General features: G+C 29.8%; 20 protein-coding genes and 1 riboswitch. Of the genes, 3 read left to right on the plus strand and 17 right to left on the minus strand.

Annotated elements, in window-relative coordinates; translation table 11 throughout:
* Positions 1–101: 101 nt before the first annotated feature.
* Complete coding sequence (locus KGF36_RS05590) at positions 102–815, minus strand: FadR/GntR family transcriptional regulator (RefSeq protein WP_227841985.1); 714 nt, start codon at positions 813–815, stop codon at positions 102–104.
* Between the two features lie 121 nt (positions 816–936).
* Here KGF36_RS05590 and KGF36_RS05595 point away from each other — a divergent pair, with 121 nt between their 5' ends.
* Positions 937–2196 carry a nucleoside recognition domain-containing protein gene (locus KGF36_RS05595; RefSeq protein WP_227839900.1) on the plus strand — a complete coding sequence of 420 codons (1260 nt, stop codon included), beginning with the start codon at positions 937–939 and terminating at the stop codon, positions 2194–2196.
* A 268-nt stretch (positions 2197–2464) separates the two neighbouring features.
* Complete coding sequence (locus tag KGF36_RS05600; RefSeq protein WP_227434090.1) at positions 2465–3031, plus strand: tyrosine-type recombinase/integrase; 567 nt, start codon at positions 2465–2467, stop codon at positions 3029–3031.
* A 130-nt stretch (positions 3032–3161) separates the two neighbouring features.
* Here KGF36_RS05600 and KGF36_RS05605 read toward each other — a convergent pair whose 3' ends face one another.
* The 9 genes from KGF36_RS05605 to KGF36_RS05645 form a co-directional block, all read right to left on the minus strand.
* Positions 3162–4364 (minus strand): homoserine dehydrogenase, encoded by a 1203-nt coding sequence (locus KGF36_RS05605; RefSeq protein WP_227827081.1) that lies wholly within the window; start codon positions 4362–4364, stop codon positions 3162–3164.
* A gap of 103 nt (positions 4365–4467) precedes the next feature.
* A riboswitch (SAM riboswitch) is annotated at positions 4468–4574 on the minus strand.
* A 93-nt stretch (positions 4575–4667) separates the two neighbouring features.
* Positions 4668–5036: a YhbY family RNA-binding protein gene (locus KGF36_RS05610; RefSeq protein WP_227434088.1), complete on the minus strand. Its 369-nt coding sequence runs from the start codon at positions 5034–5036 to the stop codon at positions 4668–4670.
* A 29-nt stretch (positions 5037–5065) separates the two neighbouring features.
* Entirely contained in the window at positions 5066–6343 is a 1278-nt protein-coding gene (obgE, locus tag KGF36_RS05615; protein ID WP_227854593.1) for a GTPase ObgE, read from the minus strand.
* 110 nt (positions 6344–6453) lie between these two features.
* Positions 6454–6744 carry a 50S ribosomal protein L27 gene (gene rpmA / locus KGF36_RS05620; protein WP_003419086.1) on the minus strand — a complete coding sequence of 97 codons (291 nt, stop codon included), beginning with the start codon at positions 6742–6744 and terminating at the stop codon, positions 6454–6456.
* A 13-nt stretch (positions 6745–6757) separates the two neighbouring features.
* Positions 6758–7075, minus strand: coding sequence for a ribosomal-processing cysteine protease Prp (locus tag KGF36_RS05625; RefSeq protein ID WP_227839894.1), 318 nt, complete (start codon positions 7073–7075; stop codon positions 6758–6760).
* 14 nt (positions 7076–7089) lie between these two features.
* The gene (rplU, locus tag KGF36_RS05630) at positions 7090–7401 is read right to left on the minus strand and encodes a 50S ribosomal protein L21 (protein ID WP_003419082.1); all 312 of its coding nucleotides are present in this window, start codon (positions 7399–7401) and stop codon (positions 7090–7092) included.
* Positions 7402–7501: 100 nt separating this feature from the next.
* Positions 7502–8923 carry an Rne/Rng family ribonuclease gene (locus tag KGF36_RS05635; protein WP_227854594.1) on the minus strand — a complete coding sequence of 474 codons (1422 nt, stop codon included), beginning with the start codon at positions 8921–8923 and terminating at the stop codon, positions 7502–7504.
* A gap of 19 nt (positions 8924–8942) precedes the next feature.
* Positions 8943–9641 (minus strand): TIGR03936 family radical SAM-associated protein, encoded by a 699-nt coding sequence (locus KGF36_RS05640; protein ID WP_227827078.1) that lies wholly within the window; start codon positions 9639–9641, stop codon positions 8943–8945.
* Position 9642: 1 nt separating this feature from the next.
* A complete protein-coding gene (locus KGF36_RS05645) occupies positions 9643–11487 on the minus strand; it encodes a TIGR03960 family B12-binding radical SAM protein (protein WP_227827077.1) in 1845 nt (614 codons plus the stop codon).
* Positions 11488–11804: 317 nt separating this feature from the next.
* On the opposite strand from KGF36_RS05645, the gene KGF36_RS05650 reads away from it, so the two are divergent.
* On the plus strand, positions 11805–12998 hold the full coding sequence (locus KGF36_RS05650) for an FprA family A-type flavoprotein (RefSeq protein ID WP_227827076.1): 1194 nt from the start codon (positions 11805–11807) through the stop codon (positions 12996–12998).
* Between the two features lie 143 nt (positions 12999–13141).
* On the opposite strand, the gene KGF36_RS05655 is transcribed toward KGF36_RS05650, so the two are convergent.
* From KGF36_RS05655 to mreD, 7 genes are all read right to left on the minus strand, one after another.
* Positions 13142–13555 (minus strand): methylglyoxal synthase, encoded by a 414-nt coding sequence (locus KGF36_RS05655; protein ID WP_227827075.1) that lies wholly within the window; start codon positions 13553–13555, stop codon positions 13142–13144.
* 40 nt (positions 13556–13595) lie between these two features.
* Positions 13596–14726 (minus strand): rod shape-determining protein RodA, encoded by a 1131-nt coding sequence (gene rodA / locus KGF36_RS05660; protein WP_227827074.1) that lies wholly within the window; start codon positions 14724–14726, stop codon positions 13596–13598.
* 84 nt (positions 14727–14810) lie between these two features.
* On the minus strand, positions 14811–15095 hold the full coding sequence (gene minE, locus KGF36_RS05665) for a cell division topological specificity factor MinE (RefSeq protein WP_054273171.1): 285 nt from the start codon (positions 15093–15095) through the stop codon (positions 14811–14813).
* A gap of 17 nt (positions 15096–15112) precedes the next feature.
* The gene (minD, locus tag KGF36_RS05670) at positions 15113–15910 is read right to left on the minus strand and encodes a septum site-determining protein MinD (protein ID WP_227434079.1); all 798 of its coding nucleotides are present in this window, start codon (positions 15908–15910) and stop codon (positions 15113–15115) included.
* 23 nt (positions 15911–15933) lie between these two features.
* Positions 15934–16617, minus strand: coding sequence for a septum site-determining protein MinC (gene minC, locus KGF36_RS05675; protein ID WP_227827073.1), 684 nt, complete (start codon positions 16615–16617; stop codon positions 15934–15936).
* 98 nt (positions 16618–16715) lie between these two features.
* Entirely contained in the window at positions 16716–19694 is a 2979-nt protein-coding gene (locus KGF36_RS05680) for a penicillin-binding transpeptidase domain-containing protein (protein WP_227827072.1), read from the minus strand.
* An 11-nt stretch (positions 19695–19705) separates the two neighbouring features.
* Positions 19706–20194, minus strand: coding sequence for a rod shape-determining protein MreD (gene mreD / locus KGF36_RS05685; protein WP_227434076.1), 489 nt, complete (start codon positions 20192–20194; stop codon positions 19706–19708).
* Between the last annotated feature and the right edge of the window lie 11 nt (positions 20195–20205).

Below are 20205 nucleotides of genomic sequence, written 5' to 3' on the forward strand. Positions count from 1 at the left end.
TAATAAACTATAAAATTGGTATGTGGTCATACCAGTTTTATAGTTATATAATAGTACCATTATCTTCTATTTACAAGAATAATTTATTTTATAACAAACTTTTAATTTTCATTTTTTCTATAGTTTTTGCTTATAAATCTCATATGCTCTTTCGCTTTTTCATGTGCAAGTTCCATATTATTTTCTATAACTGCATTATATATAGCTTCATGTTGCTTAAGTAAGATAGTTTCATTTAAAGGTTCTGCAATTATCTTCTCTCTTGCATCTTCTATAAATCCATCAAACAATTTTGATGCTGTTATAAAAAGACTTTGAATTAAATAATTTTTACTTATTGTAGCCAATTTGCTGTGAAATTTTTGATCTAATAAAACCAAAATTTGATTATTATCTTTTTTCTTGGTTTCTATTCTCATTTCATCTATTATACTTTTTAATTCTATAGATTCAGAAGAAGTTATTCTCTTTGAAGCAAGTTTTGCAATCTCAATTTCTAAAATTATTCTAAGCTCTAGTATGTCTTCAAGTGTACCATTATTCAGTTTAAAAATCATAGATAGAGGCTCTATTAAAGTTTTGTCTATATTTGTGCATATAAAATTACCCTCACCTTGTCTGCTTTCTATCACACCCATAGTTTCTAAAACTCTGATAGCTTCTCTAATGGAGGTTCTACTTACATTCATTTGTTCAGACAATTCTCTTTCAGACAGTAGTTTATCACCCTTTTTTAACTCTCCATTTAATATCTTATGTTGAATTTGCTCAATTACTTGTTCATAAACTTTTTTACTAGCTATACTATTAAACATTTTTTCCTCCCATGTAGTAGTCGTTGTTATATATATCTATTATATATCTTAAGCCATTACATTCATATATTTTTGTTACTTTTAATATAATATCTTATAACTCAAATTTACAGGTGATATTATGAAAAAAAATAAAATTATTGGTTTTTTCGCTCCTGCTATCATAGTTGGAGTTCTAGTTTTAGGCATTATCTTATACCCAAATGAAGCTATAAAATCTGCAAGAGAGGGTTTTTCCATATGGTCTAATGTTCTAGTCCCATCACTACTCCCTTTTATAATTGGTGCAAACCTAATTGTCGATTTAAAAATAGTAGATATTATAGGGTTTATTATTAATCCCATAACTAGACTTGTGTTTAATGTATCAGGAAAAAGTGCTTTAGCTTTTGCAATATCAGCAGTATCTGGTTATCCAGTGGGAGCAAGTCTAGCTTCTGAATTTAGAAGCAATAAACAGATTTCTAAGTATGAAGCCCAAAGACTTGTATCTTTTTGTTCTACATCAGGACCTTTATTTATAATAGGCTCAGTTGGTACAGGTATGTTTCAAAATTCAAATTTAGGTTACTTGATGATTTTATGTCATTACTTGGGAACTATATTGGTTGGTCTTTTTTTTAGAAATTATGGAAATGAAAATCTTCCAAAGACAAAATTAGATTTAAAAACAAACATAAAAAACACAATTAATATTAGAAGTTCTAGTGGTAATGGGTTTTTTGTTCTATTTGGAAATGCTGTCTTTAATGGAGTAAATACATTACTTACAGTTGGTGGATTTGTAATTGTTTTTTCGGTAGTATTTAAAATACTATCACTATTTAATGTAATCTCATTAATAGCATCAGTTATATATTTACCTCTTTCACTTTTAGGTGTCAACAAGGAACTCTGTCAAGCATTTGTAAGTGGTCTATTTGAAATCACAATTGGTTGTAATAAGGTATCTAGTATAACAAGTGCCCCAGAAATCCTCAGAGCATCTTTAGCTAGTTTTCTGATAGGATTTAGTGGATTATCTATACTAGCTCAATGTTGTACATTTTTATCAAAAACAGATATAGACTTAAAATTATACATACTAAGTAAGTTTGCACATGGACTTTTAGCAGGTTTATTTATTTTTATACTTTATCCTATTGCAAACTCTACTGTATTAGTTTCTAGCTTTGCTGATACATATAATATCATATATAATAATCTAATTTGGTTCTATTATATTAGCTATTATGACACGATTCTTCAAATTATAATAATAATTTACTTAATTTCAGCTTTATTTGTTGCTAAAAAACACATGAGAAATTTATCTACAAGCGGAAAATTGATTAGATATAAAAATACTTTTTTTATAAAAAACTTATTTCGAAAAAAATAAAATGTATAAAAATTAACTAAACGCTTCCATTTTCTAATTATATTTGTCATAATCTTAATAACCTTTTTAATTACTTTATCATCATAGTTACTTCATCACAATTTTGATAATTTTTTATAACAATATTTTTCAAAAATTCTCCTTAATCACATATAGCACACTTATATAAACTAATTGGTATATTTTTCCAATATATAATATTTCATTTATATTATATAATAAATACCGACCTAAACTTATCAAATCAAACTAAGAGGAGTGGTTGAAAATGGCAACAAGACCTATAGAAATAGACGAATATAAAAAGATAATGGAACTACTACATACGGGCTTTATTTATAGTGAAAATGGCGTTGAAAAAAGATTTAGAAAGAATCCTAAGGTTGCATTAGCACTAATGTTAGAAGCTAATTTAGGTCTAAGAATATCAGATATTTTAAGATTAAAAATAGGTAATTTTAAAGGTAATATGTTGGAAATAAACGAAAAAAAAACGGGTAAACTACAGTATAGACCTGTTAACAAAAATATAATTGAATCTATAAATGAACATGCAAGAAAGTATAATCTTAAATCAGATGACTACTTAGTAAATATAAAGACAAAAGCTATCCAGAAACAATTGAGGATAATTTGTAAATACTTAAATTTGTATAACATAAGCACACATAGCTTCAGAAAGCTCTATGCTACTACTCAATTTGAAAAGAGTAACAATAACTTAGAATTAGTTAAAGAACTCTTAAACCATAGTTCTGTAGCCACTACACAGCGATATATAAGGGTAACCCAGCAAGCTATTAACGAGGCTAGTGAAAATTTTTTTATTGAATAAGTAAAATGTTATAATCTATCTATTTTTCTATTATCTTATTAAGTCACCAGATGTTAAAAAGGTGAAGAAAAACAAAATAAACGTTTGTTTTTCTTCACCTTTAAATTTTTACAATCATTACATAGATGTTTTAATCTACTTTTAATAGTTTTTTAACTGACTTACTATAGTCATTTCTTTTTACATCTTCTAAGAACCTGTCAATTTCATGCTCTGATTTTGCATTTACAAAAATAGCAAGCTCCTCTTCATCTATAATATTATAGCTATCTACATACTTATCTAAACATTTTAAAATGCCCTCTCTATTATATTCACTAAATCTGACTACCGCACTACATTCATCTTCTATAAGACCACTCAAATCCAATTTACCTTTTGAAAAAGACTTTATATTTGAACTCCTATTATCTATTATATCTATGATATCAGCATAAACAGCACTTCCTGTTGCACCTCTTCCAGCACCCTTACCTACAAAAGAAAGTTCTCCTACTGAGTCTCCCACTATAATTACTACATTAAATTCATTATCTATTTTAGACAGCATATTATCATTATCCACCAATGCTGGTCTAACAAATCCACTTACTTCACCCAATTCATATTTACTTCTAGCAACTAATTTTATCTTACAATTTAATTTCTTAGCATATTCTATATCCTTTTCATCTATTGAAGTTATTCCTTCTAATAATAAATCTTTCCAATATACTATTTTCCCATAAGATAAAGTAGATAATATAGATAATTTTCTAGCACTATCATATCCTAAAACATCTGCATCTGGATTAACTTCTGCAAAGCCTAGCTCTTGTGCTTGTTTTAAAGCTACATCATATGGTAAATTTTCATCATACATCTTTGATAATATAAAGTTGCATGTTCCATTTAAAATAGCATTTATACTTTTTATACTATTACCTTCTAATGATTCTATTAATGGCTTTAAAACTGGAATACCACCTGCTACTGATGCTTCAAATTTAATGCTAACATCATTTAAGTTAGCCAGCTCTATAAGGTCACTACCTCTTTCAGCTAATAAATCTTTATTTGCTGTTACTACATGTATTTTTTTATTTAGAGCTCTTGTTACATAATCAAGAGCTGGATTTAGTCCTCCAATTACTTCGACTAATATATCAATATCTTTGTTAAATATATCTTCTATATCTGTTGTTACCTTATCAAAATATCTCTTTGATTTATGCTTCTCTTTATTTTTAACTAAAATTCCAACTATTTCTATTTCTCTTTTTGAAGTATTATTCTCTATTAAATCTATTAATCCACTTCCTACTGTTCCATACCCTAATATTCCTATCTTCACTGTTACATACCCCCATCATCTTTGATTATATTAATTTATTTATATATATAAATATGCCAATTAAAAAAGCTTGAGTATAAACTCAAGCCATATGACGGGTTTATACTCATCTTTCAGCGTAATTGCTGCAGGATTTAGCACCAATGTATATTAAAATATACTGGTTGCCGGGCTTCATAGGGCCAGTCCCTCTGCCTCTCTTGATAAGATTGCTAATTTAAATTTATTGTTAATAGTATAATACAATTTTTTCCAATTGTCACTATATTTTTTAACTTATTATTTCTAAAATAATCTAATTAATTATCTAACTGCTCTTTTAGTTGGTTTACCTTTTTTTGTAACATTGTTATTTTTAACCTTAGCTTTTGCCTGTTCATGCCCTGGGAAAAGTATCTTAGGCTCATCAATATTTCTCTTGTAAATAGTAAATTTAAAACCAATAGCTTGAACAAACTCTGCTCTTAAAGCTTCACATACTGCATTAGCAGTTTCTTTAGCATCAAGACCTGCATTTTCTAGTATAGTAACCTTTACTAGTTCTCTAACTCTTAGCATATCCTCTAATTGCTCTAAAAAGCTTTCTGTAACGCCTTCCTTACCAATTTGTGTAGTAGGCTTTAAAGTATTTGCTAAAGATCTTAAATATGCTCTTTGCTTTCCTTTTAACATATTATCACCTCTATAATTCTATATCAAAATTAATTGTAAAATTCAAATTCTAATTCGTAAATTCTAACTACATCCCCATCTTCAATTCCAATCGCTCTAAGCCTGTCAAATACACCTTGACCTTCCATAGCTTTTTGGAAATATTGAAGTGATTCCATATCATCAAAATTCACAGAATACATTATTCTTCTAAGTGCCTTACCTGTAACTACATATACACCATCTTCAACATCTATGTTTAATTCTTCCTCTGTTCCAATATCAAGTTCTGGTCTATACATTTCTTCTTCTGAAACTAATTCCACATCTTCTACTTCTTTTAACATTTTAGAAACATAGGCAATTACATCATCTATTCCTTGACGAGTTGCTGCAGACATCTTAAATACTGTATATCCTCTACCTTCTAATTCATCCTTAAATTTTTCAAATTGGCTTTCATCTTCCAATATATCAAATTTATTTGCAACTACAACCTGAGGTCTTGTTGAAAGCTTCTCATTATATAATTTAAGCTCATCATTTATTTTGTCAAAATCCTCAATCGGGTCTCTACCTTCTAGTCCAGATATATCTACAATATGTATCAATACCTTAGTTCTTTCAACATGTCTTAAGAATTCATGACCTAATCCTATACCTTCAGAAGCACCCTCTATAATTCCAGGTATATCTGCCAATACAAAACTATCTCCAAACTTAGTTTGAACAACACCTAAATTTGGTGTCAATGTTGTAAAATGATAGTTTGCAATTTTTGGCTTAGCTTTAGTTACAACTGATAAAAATGTTGACTTACCTACATTTGGAAATCCTAAAAGACCTACATCTGCTATCATTTTAAGTTCAAGAGTTATCCATCTTTCTTCTCCATCTGTACCAGACTTTGCAAAAGCCGGAGCTTGTCTTACTGCATTTGCAAAGTGTTGATTACCTTTACCACCTATACCACCTTTTGCAACTACTGCTGTATCTCCTTCTTTCTTTAAATCTGCTAATACAAGACCTGTCGCTTCATCTCTTATTACTGTACCTGCTGGTACTTTTAATATTAAGCTTTCTCCATTTTTACCAGCTCTTTTACCTTTGCTACCGTCGCCACCATGTTGAGCTTGATATTTTTTCTGGTATTTAAAGTCCATTAATGTTCTAAGACCTAAATCAACTTCAAATATGATGCTCGCTCCACGACCACCATCTCCACCATCTGGCCCACCAGCTGGAACATATTTTTCTTTTCTAAATGCTACCGAACCATTTCCACCATTTCCAGCTTTAATAAATATTCTCGCTTTATCTATAAACAAATTCTTCACCTACTTAATTAAAAACTTTTAATTAGCATTACCAAAAATACTATTATAAATTCATCAGTATTATAAGAAAAAGGAGTGCCTCAACACTCCTTTTATGTATATTACTCAGCTATTGCTACTGGATATATACTAACTTTTTTTCTCTTCTTGTCTTTTCTTTCGAATTTAACAGTACCATCAACTAATGCAAATAAAGTATCATCGCTACCTTTTCCAACATTAGTTCCTGGATGTATTTTAGTTCCTCTTTGTCTAACTATTATACTTCCAGCAGTTACTAATTGCCCATCGAATCTCTTAACACCTAATCTTTTAGATATAGAATCTCTACCATTTTTAGAAGAACCTACCCCTTTTTTAGATGCTAATAATTGTAAATTCATGTTTAACATATGGAGTCACCCCCTACTTTTTTAAAATTTTTATATTTTTTGGGTATTCCCGTTTAATTTCTTCAACCGCTAATTGAAAGTGATTTAGTAATAACTGTGCATCTTTTAGATATGTATCTTTAACTATACATTCGATATGCCCCTCTTCTCCTACTACTTTTTCAAATTCAATCTTTTGTAACTTGTCTAAAGAGTTTATAACTGCAATAGCATTAGACGTAACTGCAGCACAGACTATATCATAGCCTATTTCAGCAAAATCAGCATGTCCCTTTAAACAAAAACCTTGCAACAAGAAATCATCATTATAATAATATTTAACCTTTATCATAACTAGTCCAATAACTAAGCGTTGATTTTTTCTACAACTATCTTAGTGTATGATTGACGATGTCCTTGTTTTCTTCTGTAATCTTTTTTTGCTTTATACTTGAAAACTATAACTTTCTTAGCTTTACCTTGCTCAACAACTTTTGCTTGAACAGATGCTCCTTCTACTACTGGAGAACCTAATTTTAATTCTCCATCTTTAGAGCAAGCTAATACTTCGTTTAAAGTAACAACATCACCTGCGTTAGCTTCTAACTTTTCAACGAATAATACATCACCTTCAGAAACTTTATATTGCTTTCCACCAGTCTTTACTATAGCGTACATTAAATACACCTCCTCGGCCTCAAACTCGCCAGTACAAGGTACTTCATTAGAAGATTTAGACCTTTACTGTGCGGCATTACAATTATTAATTATAAAATATTTACATTTTATTGTCAACTACTTTATCAAAAATAACATTTGTTTTGTTGTGTTTTAATGCACTGTTTGCGTTTAAAGAAATTTTTATATTATATTTTTCACCAATTTTATCAATTATATCCATATAATCTTCTTTTATTTGTTTAAAAACAAAATCATTGAATTCTATTATTATGTTTTTGTAAACTGTATGCTCACTTATTCTCATAATTTCTTTTTCGACACTATCTACTATATGATGTATAGATTTTATAGTTTTCATTCCATCACAGCATGGGCAAGCCATTAAATAATACTTATCAACAGACTCTTTTTCTCTTCGTCTTGCAACTTCCACTAAGCCAAGTTTTGTCATTCCTAACACTTCAGCTTTTCTCTTATCTTTACTAAACTCTTCCTCTAATATGTGTAATACCTCATTTTGATATTTCTTTTTATACATATCAATAAAATCAATTATTATTATTCCAGCTATATCTCTAATTCTAAGTTGTCTTACAATTTCCTTTGCAGCTTCAATATTTGTTTTATAAACAGTCTCATCAAGTTTACCAGTTCCAACAAACTTACCTGTATTTACATCTATAACGGTAAGAGCTTCTGTCTTTTCTATTATTAAATAACCACCACTCTTTAACCATACTTTTTCATTTAATAATTTTTCTATTTGAGATTCTATTCTATATAAATCAAATACATCTTTATTTTCTTCAAGGCATAATTTATCAATATAATCATTATTTATAAGCTTCAAAGTAGGTTTTAATTCACAATATTTATCATAATTATTGGTAATTATAGACTCAATCTCATCATTTACATTGTCTTTTACATATTTAGTTGCAAAATCTAAGGACTTATATAATAACTTTGGCCCTATACCAAGTTTATATTCTTTTAAAATATTATCATACTTCAACTTCAACTCTTCTATATCTTTTTTTATTTCATCATGAGTACATCCTTGAGCTTCAGTTCTTATTATTAACCCCAAATTTTCTTTATTCACTGCTTTGGTAATTTTTTTTAATCTAAATCTTTCTCTTTCATCAGTAATTTTATTTGATATCGTCGTTCTGTCGTTGGAAGGTATATAAACAATATACCTTCCAGATATACTAATTTCAGTATTTAATTTTGCACCCTTAGTACCAATTTCTTCTTTATTTACTTGAACCAAAATATCTTGACCAGATTTTATGGTACTTTCTTTTTTTAACTGTAAATAAGCAAGTTTCTTAAATCCAATATCTACAAAACATGCTTCTATTCCTGGTATAACTTTTTTTACAATTCCACGATATATATTGGATACAGTTTTTTTATTTAAATTATCTTCAACAAAAAGTTCTACTAACTTTCCATCTTCAAGCACTGCTGTTTTCTGAGACCCTATTAAGGACTCAATAACTATCTTCTTCACAACTTCACCTCTCACGAACTTACATAGGAGTCACTAATTCCCCATCTTCTAATACATATAAATCTCTTCTCAATATATCAACTTCTAATGGGTCAATATCCAGTTCAAACATCTCTAACATTTTAGGAATAAGTATATTAGTATTTAAATTAGTTTTTGAGCCTGTAGCTATAGTAGCCGTAAGAGTAATATGGTCATCTTCTAAATTTAAAACATCAAAAGTTCTTATCATAGGTCTTATATCAACTTCAACCATTTTTCCTTTTTTATTCTTTTTTGTTATGATTATTTCTTTATTATTCATAAAGTCAATTACTTTTCTTTTTACAAATTCTTTAGTCAAAGGTCTTTTTAAATCTATATTAAACAGATACTCTCCATAATCTATCACAGAAGAAAGAGAAGGTGTCTGTCTATCAATTTCCTTTGCTTTAATAAATTCTATCCCCTCTGGAAGTTGAACTGACACTTTACCTAAAAACTCATCTACCGATAAATCATCTTCTATCTCAATATCTACATACTCGCCTTGGCTTTCTGTTCCTAATGCTAAAGCATTACCATAACTCATCTTAGGATGAGGGTTAAACCCTTGAGAATGTGATAAATTTATTTCAGCTCTCCTAAATGCTCTTTGTAATAATCTTTGAAGGTCAAGGTGTGATATATATATCATATCACCTTCTTTTTTAAATTTGACTCTCATTATTTTACTCATATTAACAAAGCCCCCTTCCTATATCATGTATATTTATTCCACAACCATTACAATTATGTCTGCAATCAGAAGTGATTTTTTCTTTTTTAGCATTTTCATCTTCTCTAATCAAGAATTTTTTACTTACACCTACATCTATATGGTCCCAAGGGAATACCTCTTCATACCCTCTATTTCTATGTGCATAGAAATCTATAGAAAGATTATTTTTTTCCATAGCTTCCTTCCATATATCTAAACTGAAGTGTTCTGCCCAGCCATCAAATTTTGCACCTAATTTAAATGCGTCATATATAACTTTTCCTATCTTTCTATCTCCTCTAGCTACTACAGCTTCCATTAAGCTAGTCTTTGAATCATGGTAGTTATATTTTATATTGTTATTTCTCAATTTATTGACTAAATGTCTTTGCTTATCAACTACTTCTTCTGTCGTATCTTGACCATGCCACTGGAAAGGTGTAAATGGTTTTGGTACAAATGTAGATGTACTTACTGTAACACCAAAGCTTCTCTTTAGCTTTCCTCCATTTACATTTCTGTAAATATCAATAACTTTATAAGCTAATTTGGCTATTCCATCCAAATCGTCATAAGTCTCAGTTGGCAATCCAATCATAAAATATAGTTTAACACTATTCCATCCCATTTCAAAAGCTCTTTCTGTTGCATTTTCTAAGTCTTCTTCTGTAACACCTTTATTTATAACGTCTCTAAGTCTCTGAGTTCCTGCCTCTGGAGCAAAAGTAAGTCCAGACTTTCTTACTTGTTGTATTTTATCAGCAATCTCCATTGAGAAATTGTCTAATCTAAGTGATGGAAGTGAAATTCCTATATTATTAGATGCATATTCGTCTACTAAATAATCAGTAAGCTCAGACAACTTACTATAATCACTTGTACTAAGTGATGATAATGATATCTCATCATATCCAGTATTTTTAACTAATTTGTCAAGTATCTCTTTAAGTCTTTCAACACTCTTTTCTCTTATTGGTCTGTATATCATACCAGCTTGACAAAATCTACATCCTCTTGTACAACCTCTAAACAATTCTAACACTATTCTATCATGAACAGTATCTATATAAGGTACTATTAATTTTTCTGGATAATCTACAGTTTCAACATCTTTTATTATCCTCTTAGTAGGACTCTTAATAATCCCTTCTCTATTAGGAGTTACACTTTGAACTGTGCCATCTTCATTGTATTTAACATCATAAAAACTTGGTATGTATACTCCTTCTATACTTGATATTCTGTATAAAAAATCATCTCTAGTTGTTTTATTTTTCTTCCACTCTTTATACTCATTTACTACTTCTAAGTTAACTTCTTCACCTTCACCTAATATTACTACATCTACAAAATCTGCTAAAGGTTCAGAGTTATAAGCACAAGGACCACCAACCATTATAAATGGGTCTTCCAATTTTCTTTCTTCTTTTAATATTGGTATATTGGCTAAATCTAATATATTTAAGATATTAGTGTATGAAAGTTCATATTGAAGTGTAAAAGTAACAAAATCAAAGTTTGTTATAGGCTCTCTTGACTCTAATGCAAATAATGGTATATTTTTTTCTCTCATTATATTTTCCATGTCAACAGCAGGAGAATACACTCTCTCACAAGATACATCTTCACTTTTATTTATTACATCGTATAATATATGGCTCCCTAGATGACTCATACCAACTTCATACAGGTCTGGAAAGCAATGTGCATATCTTATCAATTCACTATTACTAGTATCTTTATGAATTGAATTTATTTCATTCCCAAGATATCTAGCAGGCTTTTCTACTTTTTTTAAGATTTTTTTCAAGTCTACTTTATTCATTTATTAAAATTCCTCCAAACAAGTTCTTTATTTTTATTCTTATTTATAAGTAATATTATACACGATAAAATATTTTCTATCAAAAATATAACTAAAATATTGAATTTAAAAGCTATATTATTCACAAAATAGGATATCTAAAAATATTTAATAATATTTTCTATTAAATTTTTATTAAAATACAGATTTTTTACTAAATATGATATATTATAAACATAAAACTATGTTTTTAGTGACTTATAATGACATCTTTTGTTTCACTAACCTCAAAATGGGGTATGTTATTTATATAATGATAATTTTTAGGAGGGTTAAAAATGAGTAAAGTTTTTGAAGTAAAAAAAGATATCTACTTTACTGGTGTAGTAGATGAAGGTTTAAAAGTATTTGATATAATAATGGAAACTGAGTTTGGGACAACTTATAATTCTTACTTAATAAAGGACGAAAAAACGGTTTTATTTGACACAGTAAAAGCAAATTTTAAGGATGAATTTTTAAGTAATTTATCAGAAGTTACTGATATAGCTAAAATTGACTATGTTGTAGTCCATCACACAGAGCCAGACCATGCTGGTAGTTTAAAATACTTATTAGATTTAAATCCTAATATAGAAGTTTATTGTACTAAAGCTGCTAAATTATACTTAGATGGTCAAATAAATAGACCTTTTAATTGTCATGTAATAAAAGATGGTGAAGTTTTAAATATTGGTAAGAGAAATCTTAAATTTATAACTGCTCCATTCTTACATTGGGTTGATACAATGTTTACTTACATTGAAGAGGACAAGACTCTTTTAACTTGTGATGCATTTGGTTGTCACTTTGCAAGTGTTGATGCAGAAGTGGTAAACAGTGAAGATTATCTAAAATCAGCTAAACATTACTATGATTGCATAGTTAAGCCATTTGCTAAGCACGTTTTAAGTGCTGTAGATAAGGTTGTAGGAATGAACATAGAATTTGATACTATATTGACTTCTCATGGTCCAATGCTTACTAAAGACCCAATGGCGGCTGTAAAGAGATATGTTGAGTGGTCTACAGAAGCTATTAATACAACTAATCAAAATCAAGTTTCTATATTCTACTTATCAGCTTATAGCAATACTTTAGAAATGGCTAAAAAGATAAAAGAAGGACTTGATAAAGAAGGTGCAAAAGCTGAATTATATGATTTAGAAAATATGACATTGACAGAGATGCATGATACATTAGTAGTATCAAAAGTAATACTGTTAGGTTCTCCAACTATAAACAAAACAATGGTTAAACCTATGTGGGATTTATTCTCTGTTATAGACCCAATGGCTAATCAAGGTAAGATAGCAGGAGTATTTGGTTCATTTGGTTGGAGTGGTGAAGGTATAACTATGGCTGAAACTTTACTTAAATCTATGACATTCAAAATGCCTGTAGAATCTCTTAAGAAAAAATTCTTCCCTAGTGAAGAAACATTAAACGAATGTATGGAATTTGGTGCAAAATTTGCAAAATTAGTTAAATAGTTATTTTTATTTAAATGACATATATCTATAGTCCATCATTCAAATTATATAAAAAACTTATATTAGAGTTTTTATCTTATAGAACAAATTAAAATGAGGTAGCTATTTTAGCTACCTCTAATTTTATATACTATTTATTTTTATTAGACACGCTGACTTTTGTTCTTCCTAACTTCTCTCCATGATAGTTCTCCCCTATCAAGAGCTTTTATAAATATTTCCGCAGAAGCTAGATTTGTAGCTATTGGAACGTGGTACACATCACAAAGTCTTATCAAAGCTTGTATATCTGTTTCATGAGGTTGAGATGTAAGTGGGTCTCTCAAAAAAATAACTAAATCTATCTCTTGTGTCACTATTAAAGAACCTATTTGCTGGTCTCCGCCTAAAGGTCCAGATGCCAATCTAGTAATCTTTAATTCTGTTTCATCCATTATTCTTTTTCCTGTAGTTCCAGTTGCATATAGTCCATATTTTTTTAAAATCGCTTCATAACCTATACAAAATCCTACCATAGTATTTTTCATTTGGTCATGTGCTACTAATGCTATATTCATTCTACTCAATCTCCTCAATTTATGTTTAGAAGTCTTACACTTAGAAATTTATTTTCTTTCTTCTCATACAAACATTTAGTACTAATCCTAAATTGGCTAAAGATGTTAATAGTGAACTTCCTCCATAACTTACAAAAGGTAATGTTACTCCTGTTACTGGAATTAATGCAACAGTCATAGCAATATTTTGGATTATCTGGTAAGCAAACATACCCATAACACCAACTACAATGAGGGTTCCATAAAAATCCTTAGCATCTCTTGCAATTGCTAAAATCCGTAATAGAAATATTGCAAATAAGATTATAAGCACTGCCATTCCTATTACACCAAGTTCTTCACCCACAACAGCAAATATAAAGTCACTGTCTTGTACTGGTAAGAAATCTTCTTGGTTCTGACTTCCATTATATAGACCTTTTCCAGTCATACCACCAGAGCCTATTGCTATCAAAGATTGCATAACCTGATAATTTCCTTTTAAGGTTACATCTTCTGGATTTAGGAAGGCTTCTATTCTTACTTTTTGATGGTCTGCCATCATTAAATACATCAATGGCATCGATACCAATAGTATTATTATTCCTCTTTTTATTAGCTTAGAACTAAGACCTGCTGTAAACAGCATTGCAAATACCATACAACAAAATACAATTCCTGTTCCTAAGTCTGGTTGAGCAAGTAGTAATCCAATGAATGGAAGAGAATAAACTACAACAGGTATAACCTCTTTTAATGTATTTAATTTATCTTTTTTTGTCTCAAGTATCTTTGCATAACTAAGTACAAATGTTAATTTTACTATTTCAGAGGTCTGCAAATCAAGTGGACCTAAGTTAATCCAAGACCTCGCACCACCTTTTTCGGTACCAATTCCAGGTAATAAAACTACAGCTAATAAAACAAGGCTTATTATATAAAGAGCTTTGTAATACCTTCCTAGAAGATTATAATCAAAAAATAGTATGACTATAATCATTCCTATTCCAAGCACAAAAGCTAGTCCTTGCTTAACTAATTGATTATATGAACCTGTAGAATTAGCATGTGTTGCACTACTAAGTATAACAAGTCCAAAAATAAAGATAGCTAATACTGTAACTATAAGTTTCCAGTCTAACTGTTTTATCAACTTAATTGTCGACTTATAATTAATATTGATTTTTTTCAAAGAATCACCATCTTTCTATCTTTAAACACATAATTAAATAAAAGGGGCATATACCAATAAGGATATCCCCCTTTTAAGCACTAATTACATACATCTATCTTTAATATTCTTTAATGGTATATTAGCAACTAATGCAGATACAGGTTTGTCATCATGTTCACCTCTGCATTTAGACATTTTTATTTCAAGGCCATCTTCTTCTATTTCTGCATAGTTGGCTATTACTTTTAAAATATCTGTTTTTATCATCTCTAAAAGTTGTGGTGAACAATCTACTCTATCATGAACTAAAACTAGTTTTAACCTCTCTTTAGCAACAGATTTACTAGTTTTAGCTTCGTTAGAAAAAACTCTAAATAAATCTAACACAGATGTATCCTCCTTTGCTACTTAGCCATGCTAAACATTTTTTTTAGTCTACCAAAGAATCCATCTTCAACTTCAAGTTCAAGTAGAGGAACTTCTTCATTTAGTATCCTTTTTGCGATATTTTTGTATGCTTGACCAGCAAGAGATTTTGAATCAAGTATTGCTGGTTCCCCTTTATTTGTTGATATAATTATACTCTCATCATCAGGAACAAGACCTAATAAATCTATTGCTAGTATTTCTATTATATCTTGTTTGTCCATCATGTCTCCACGCTTAACCATATCATTTCTAATTCTATTTATAACTAATCTTATTTCTTTTATTTCATTTGCTTCTAATAGACCTATTATTCTATCTGCATCTCTTACTGCTGATATCTCTGGATTTGTAACCACGATAGCTCTATCTGCACCTGCTATTGCATTTTTAAATCCTTGTTCAATACCTGCTGGGCAGTCTATTATTACATACTCGAAAGATTCTTTTAATTTTTCACATAGGTCAACCATTTGCTCAACTGATACAGCATTTTTATCTCTAGTTTGTGCTGCTGGTAATAAATATAGATTATCAAATCTTTTGTCTTTTATTAGAGCTTGCTTAAGCCTACAAGTTCCTTCAACAACATCTACTATGTCGTAAACTATTCGATTTTCAAGACCCATTACTACATCTAAATTTCTAAGTCCAATATCTGCATCTACAACTACAGTTTTTTTATTTTCTAGGCTTAGCGCAGTTCCTAAGTTTGCTGCGGTAGTAGTTTTTCCAACTCCACCTTTACCGGATGTTATAACTATAACTTCGCTCATAATACTACCCCCTATTTTTCTTTCTATTTGTCCAACTTTGACAAATAGCTTTCGATTACAATTCTTCCATTACTCACAAAGGCTATTTCTGGGCTAATTTCTGATTCAATTTCATAATTTTCTTCATCATCTGGAGCTTCTGCAATATTATCTGCTATTTGCAATATTTTTGGATTAAGATTTCCAGCAACAACATAGGCAAACTCATTACCCTCTGAACCTGCATGCACAAAACCTTCTATTTTACCCATTACAAAAACATTTCCTCCTGCTACAACCTTAGCGCCAGCATTTATATCTCCCATAACAACTGTATTTGATTTTGAAATGACCTTTGAACCAGGTCTCATATCATTTAATATGACTACATCACCTTCAAATTCAATATTTTCACCAGATCTTAGGGTATTGACATATTTTGTTTGAAAATTATTATCTTCTTCAATTTTTTGATCTTCAACAAATTCTACATCAAATCTAGAAGTAATTCCTTCTTTTAATTCTAGAATCTCCATGTCAGTCAAATAATCACTGTTAATTTTACTAATTTTAGCACCATTAAAAAAACCAACATATGCTTCCAATTTGTTTATTATATTTTCTTGTATTTCTTCAAATGGAGCTTCTCTTTTTATATTTACTATTATCCCTCTTTTATTACCCTTGAACTCTACTAGTTCTTGACTACAAATTTCTCTTAAAGACATAACAACCTCCAGAGTGATATATCATTTATATTCTTCAAATGCGCTTTAAACCCTTTTATTTTTTCTACATAAAGCTAAAGTTTATAAATGGATTTAGCTTATCTATTGATTTGTGACTCGAAATTTATATTTTCGTCAGAAGAATTATTAACATCATCCGTCTTGTTGTCTTTTTTGCCATTAGTTGGCTCTAATCCCATATATGTTCCAATAACTTCTCTAGTTGGTAAAAGTGAGAATACACTTGAATCCCCTTGAGGAATTACACATACAACAGCTATTTCTGGGTCATCTGCTGGTGCAAATGCAACAGTCCATGTAAAAGAACCATAATCTGCTTTAAACTTATCTATTTGGTCATCTGTTATTTTTGGATTTAATTCTTTTATAGCTTTTCTTAAATATGAAGAATTCACTTTATCAGTATCCTCTAATTTAACTTTTACTCCATCTTCTAATTCTTCTTCTAATTTCTTTCTTTCTTCGTCTTTTAAATCTTTATTTTCTAATTTTTTCTTTATTTCTTTTTCTTTAGCTAATGAAAGTTCTTTTTCTTTTTCTGCCTTCATCTTATCAGCCATTTTAATTGCATCATTTAGATTAACATTATAAGATGACATATGACTCTTTAAATATTCATATTCATTATCTGTAGGTATTTTACCACTTTTCTCAGCTGTACCAGTCTTTGCTGCTACATCTATTGGGAAATCAGCAAAAGCACTTTTTGCTGTACCTTGTCTAGCAACCAATTTCATACCTTTTGTTAGTTCCTTTAGATTATCAGGATTTTTGAAAGCTATTTTTTCCACTTTCTTTTGGTCATTGATTTTTACTGATGAATAATCACTTGAAACAGCTCTATCAACTACAGATAATTCTACTAAATTACCTCCATTTGCTATAGCAGCTACGTATCTTGATATTTGAGCTGGTGTATAGGCATTTTCACCTTGCCCTATAGCTAAGTTGAATGTATCAGCAGTACTCCATTTTGCAAAGTTAAAGTAACTAAATACTGCCATATCTGCTACATCTTCCACTCTATTTTCTTTAACGTCCAATTTTTTCAATCTATTCATTGTTTCTACTCTACCAGGAGTTTTCTTTTCAGCTGCCCAACTTACAATTTCATCGATTCTTTTTTCGTATTCTTTAGGATTTTTATCTCTAGTTATATCAACAAAGTCATTGGCCATTTCTCTATCTAAAGCTGATTTTAACAATGCTTGTGTTGATTTTAATTTATCCTCTGTACTAGGCACCTTACCTGCTCTTTCTTCTACTTCGTCTTCAAGCCCAGTATTTTCATCTAATCCAAATAATTTTGCATACTCAAGTATCTTATTTGCATTCATATCTATGCCAATACTTTTTCCATCTGGCCATGTCTTACCTGTACCAATAGTTGCCATGTATATGTTACAAGACTCTTGTATAGCTTTATATAAATTTGTCATACCATGATTTCCTCTACCATGGTTCCACACATAGTCCCCAAATGATTTTTTCCCTAGCATAATAACTCCAGGGTCATTTATAGTGAAATTTGGATTTAGGCCATTTTCTAAAGCTGCCATTGAGGTTACCATCTTAAATGAAGAACCTGGCTGGAATTCCCCTTGTGTAACCAAGTTTAATAGTGGACTTCCTGCTAGTAAGTCATTTGGATTCTTTGGTTGTAGTGCTTTATAGTCTTCTGTAGAAATACCTTTTGCAAATTTATTTGGGTCATAGTCAGGATAACTTGATGAAGCTAAAACTTCTCCATTTTTAACATCAATAGCTATAAGAGCTGCTGATTGTGCCTTTCCTGCATATGCACTAATTGGCTTATCCCCAAACTTACTTTTAAAAGTACCTCCTTTTGAAGCAACTTCTATTATCTGTTTCAATGCATTATCTGAAACCTCTTGTAAATCTTTATCTAATGTAAGGTATACAGTATCTCCTGATTTAGGTTTTTTAGATTCAATCTCTTTGCTGATTCTACCCAATGCATCAACTTTAACCATTTTATAACCATCAGTTCCTCTTAGCTTGCTTTCATTACTTTTTTCTACTCCTGCAAGACCTACCATATCTCCTGTTTTATATCCTTTTTGTAGATATGATTCTATTTGAGTTGATGGCATTTTTCCTACATACCCTAACATATGTGAAGCTAAAGTTCCATTAGGATAATATCTCACTGGTTCAACTGCTACTGAAACACCAACAAGGTCCATAGCACTTTCTTCAATCTGTGCAATGGTAGTTTCTCCTACATCTTTTGCAATTGTTACTGGATTATATTGAGAATATCCTTTTGATTTTATTAAGTCTCTTACAACCATTATTTTTCTTGCATCTTCATTACTTAAACTTTTATCAATCTTAAATGCATCACTATTTCTTACTTTTTCAAACGCTTTTTCAGCACTTAAATTAGTCTCTTTTATTTTATAACTGGCCAACCAATCTCTCTTATCTCTCTCTGCTGTAAACATCCATTTACTAACTAAAATAGGAGGATAGTATCCATTTTCATTTAGTTTTGCTTGTAATTTTGTTGCATCTAGCCTTTTATCTTCTTGAGACAAGATTCCTGCTGATATAAGTTTATCTACCAAGTAATAAAAACTCTCTTTAGCATTATAATCACTTGGTATTCCATTTTCTGATTTATATTCTCTAATCTCTCTGTCATATGTATAATAGTACTTTCCATTTTCTACATATATAGGAAATTCATCTACATATTCTTCACCATTTTTCTCAAGTAAATTTATAAGCTTCAATGATATTTCATTTGCTCTTGAACGCTTATTAGCATCTTTTTTATTAATATCGTTACCTGAAACCTGAACCGTAAATAAATTTTTATTTCCTGCTAGCAATCTTCCATATCTGTCTTTTATTTCTCCTCTTGGAGCTTCTATTGCCAATTTTTTATATGTTTTATTTTCAGCTAACTCATTGTAGTATTCATATTTAAATGTAGTCATGTAGACTATTTTTACTAAAATAGCTAAAAATATCAAACTTATGACTATTTTCATTATTTTCAATCTATCAACTTGTTTATTTTCTTCCATGAAATCACCAACTAATCTTCTTTAAGTTTTAAAACTGCTCTTTTAGACAAGCGATATATTATTAAACCAATTAAACTATTCACTATTGGTGCTACTAGTAGACCCTTTACTAAAAGTGTTGATATGCTATAGCTTTGATAGATTATACTAGATGTACCTATATTGACAATTGAATCAATTAAACTTCCTATTAAAACCAAAACGAAAGTAATAATATAGCTACCTTTATATAGTTGATCCCTCATGTGCCCAATCGCATATGCAATAACAAACAAAACTAATGCATTTACACCAAGAATTCCACCAATGGTTATGTCCTTAATAAGCCCTATTATGGCTGCTATAATTCCACCCTCTAATTCATCCAAATAAAGAGAAATTATAGTCACATATATAAGAACTAAATTAAAACTTATACCAAAAATATTTATATAATTTGTTATACTATTCTCTATAGTCATAACCACAATACCCAATAGACAAAGTAAAACTTTTTTCATTGTTTTTTATC

The sequence above is a fragment of the Clostridioides sp. ZZV14-6009 genome (genome assembly GCF_020658095.1).
Taxonomy (GTDB): Bacteria; Bacillota; Clostridia; order Peptostreptococcales; family Peptostreptococcaceae; genus Clostridioides.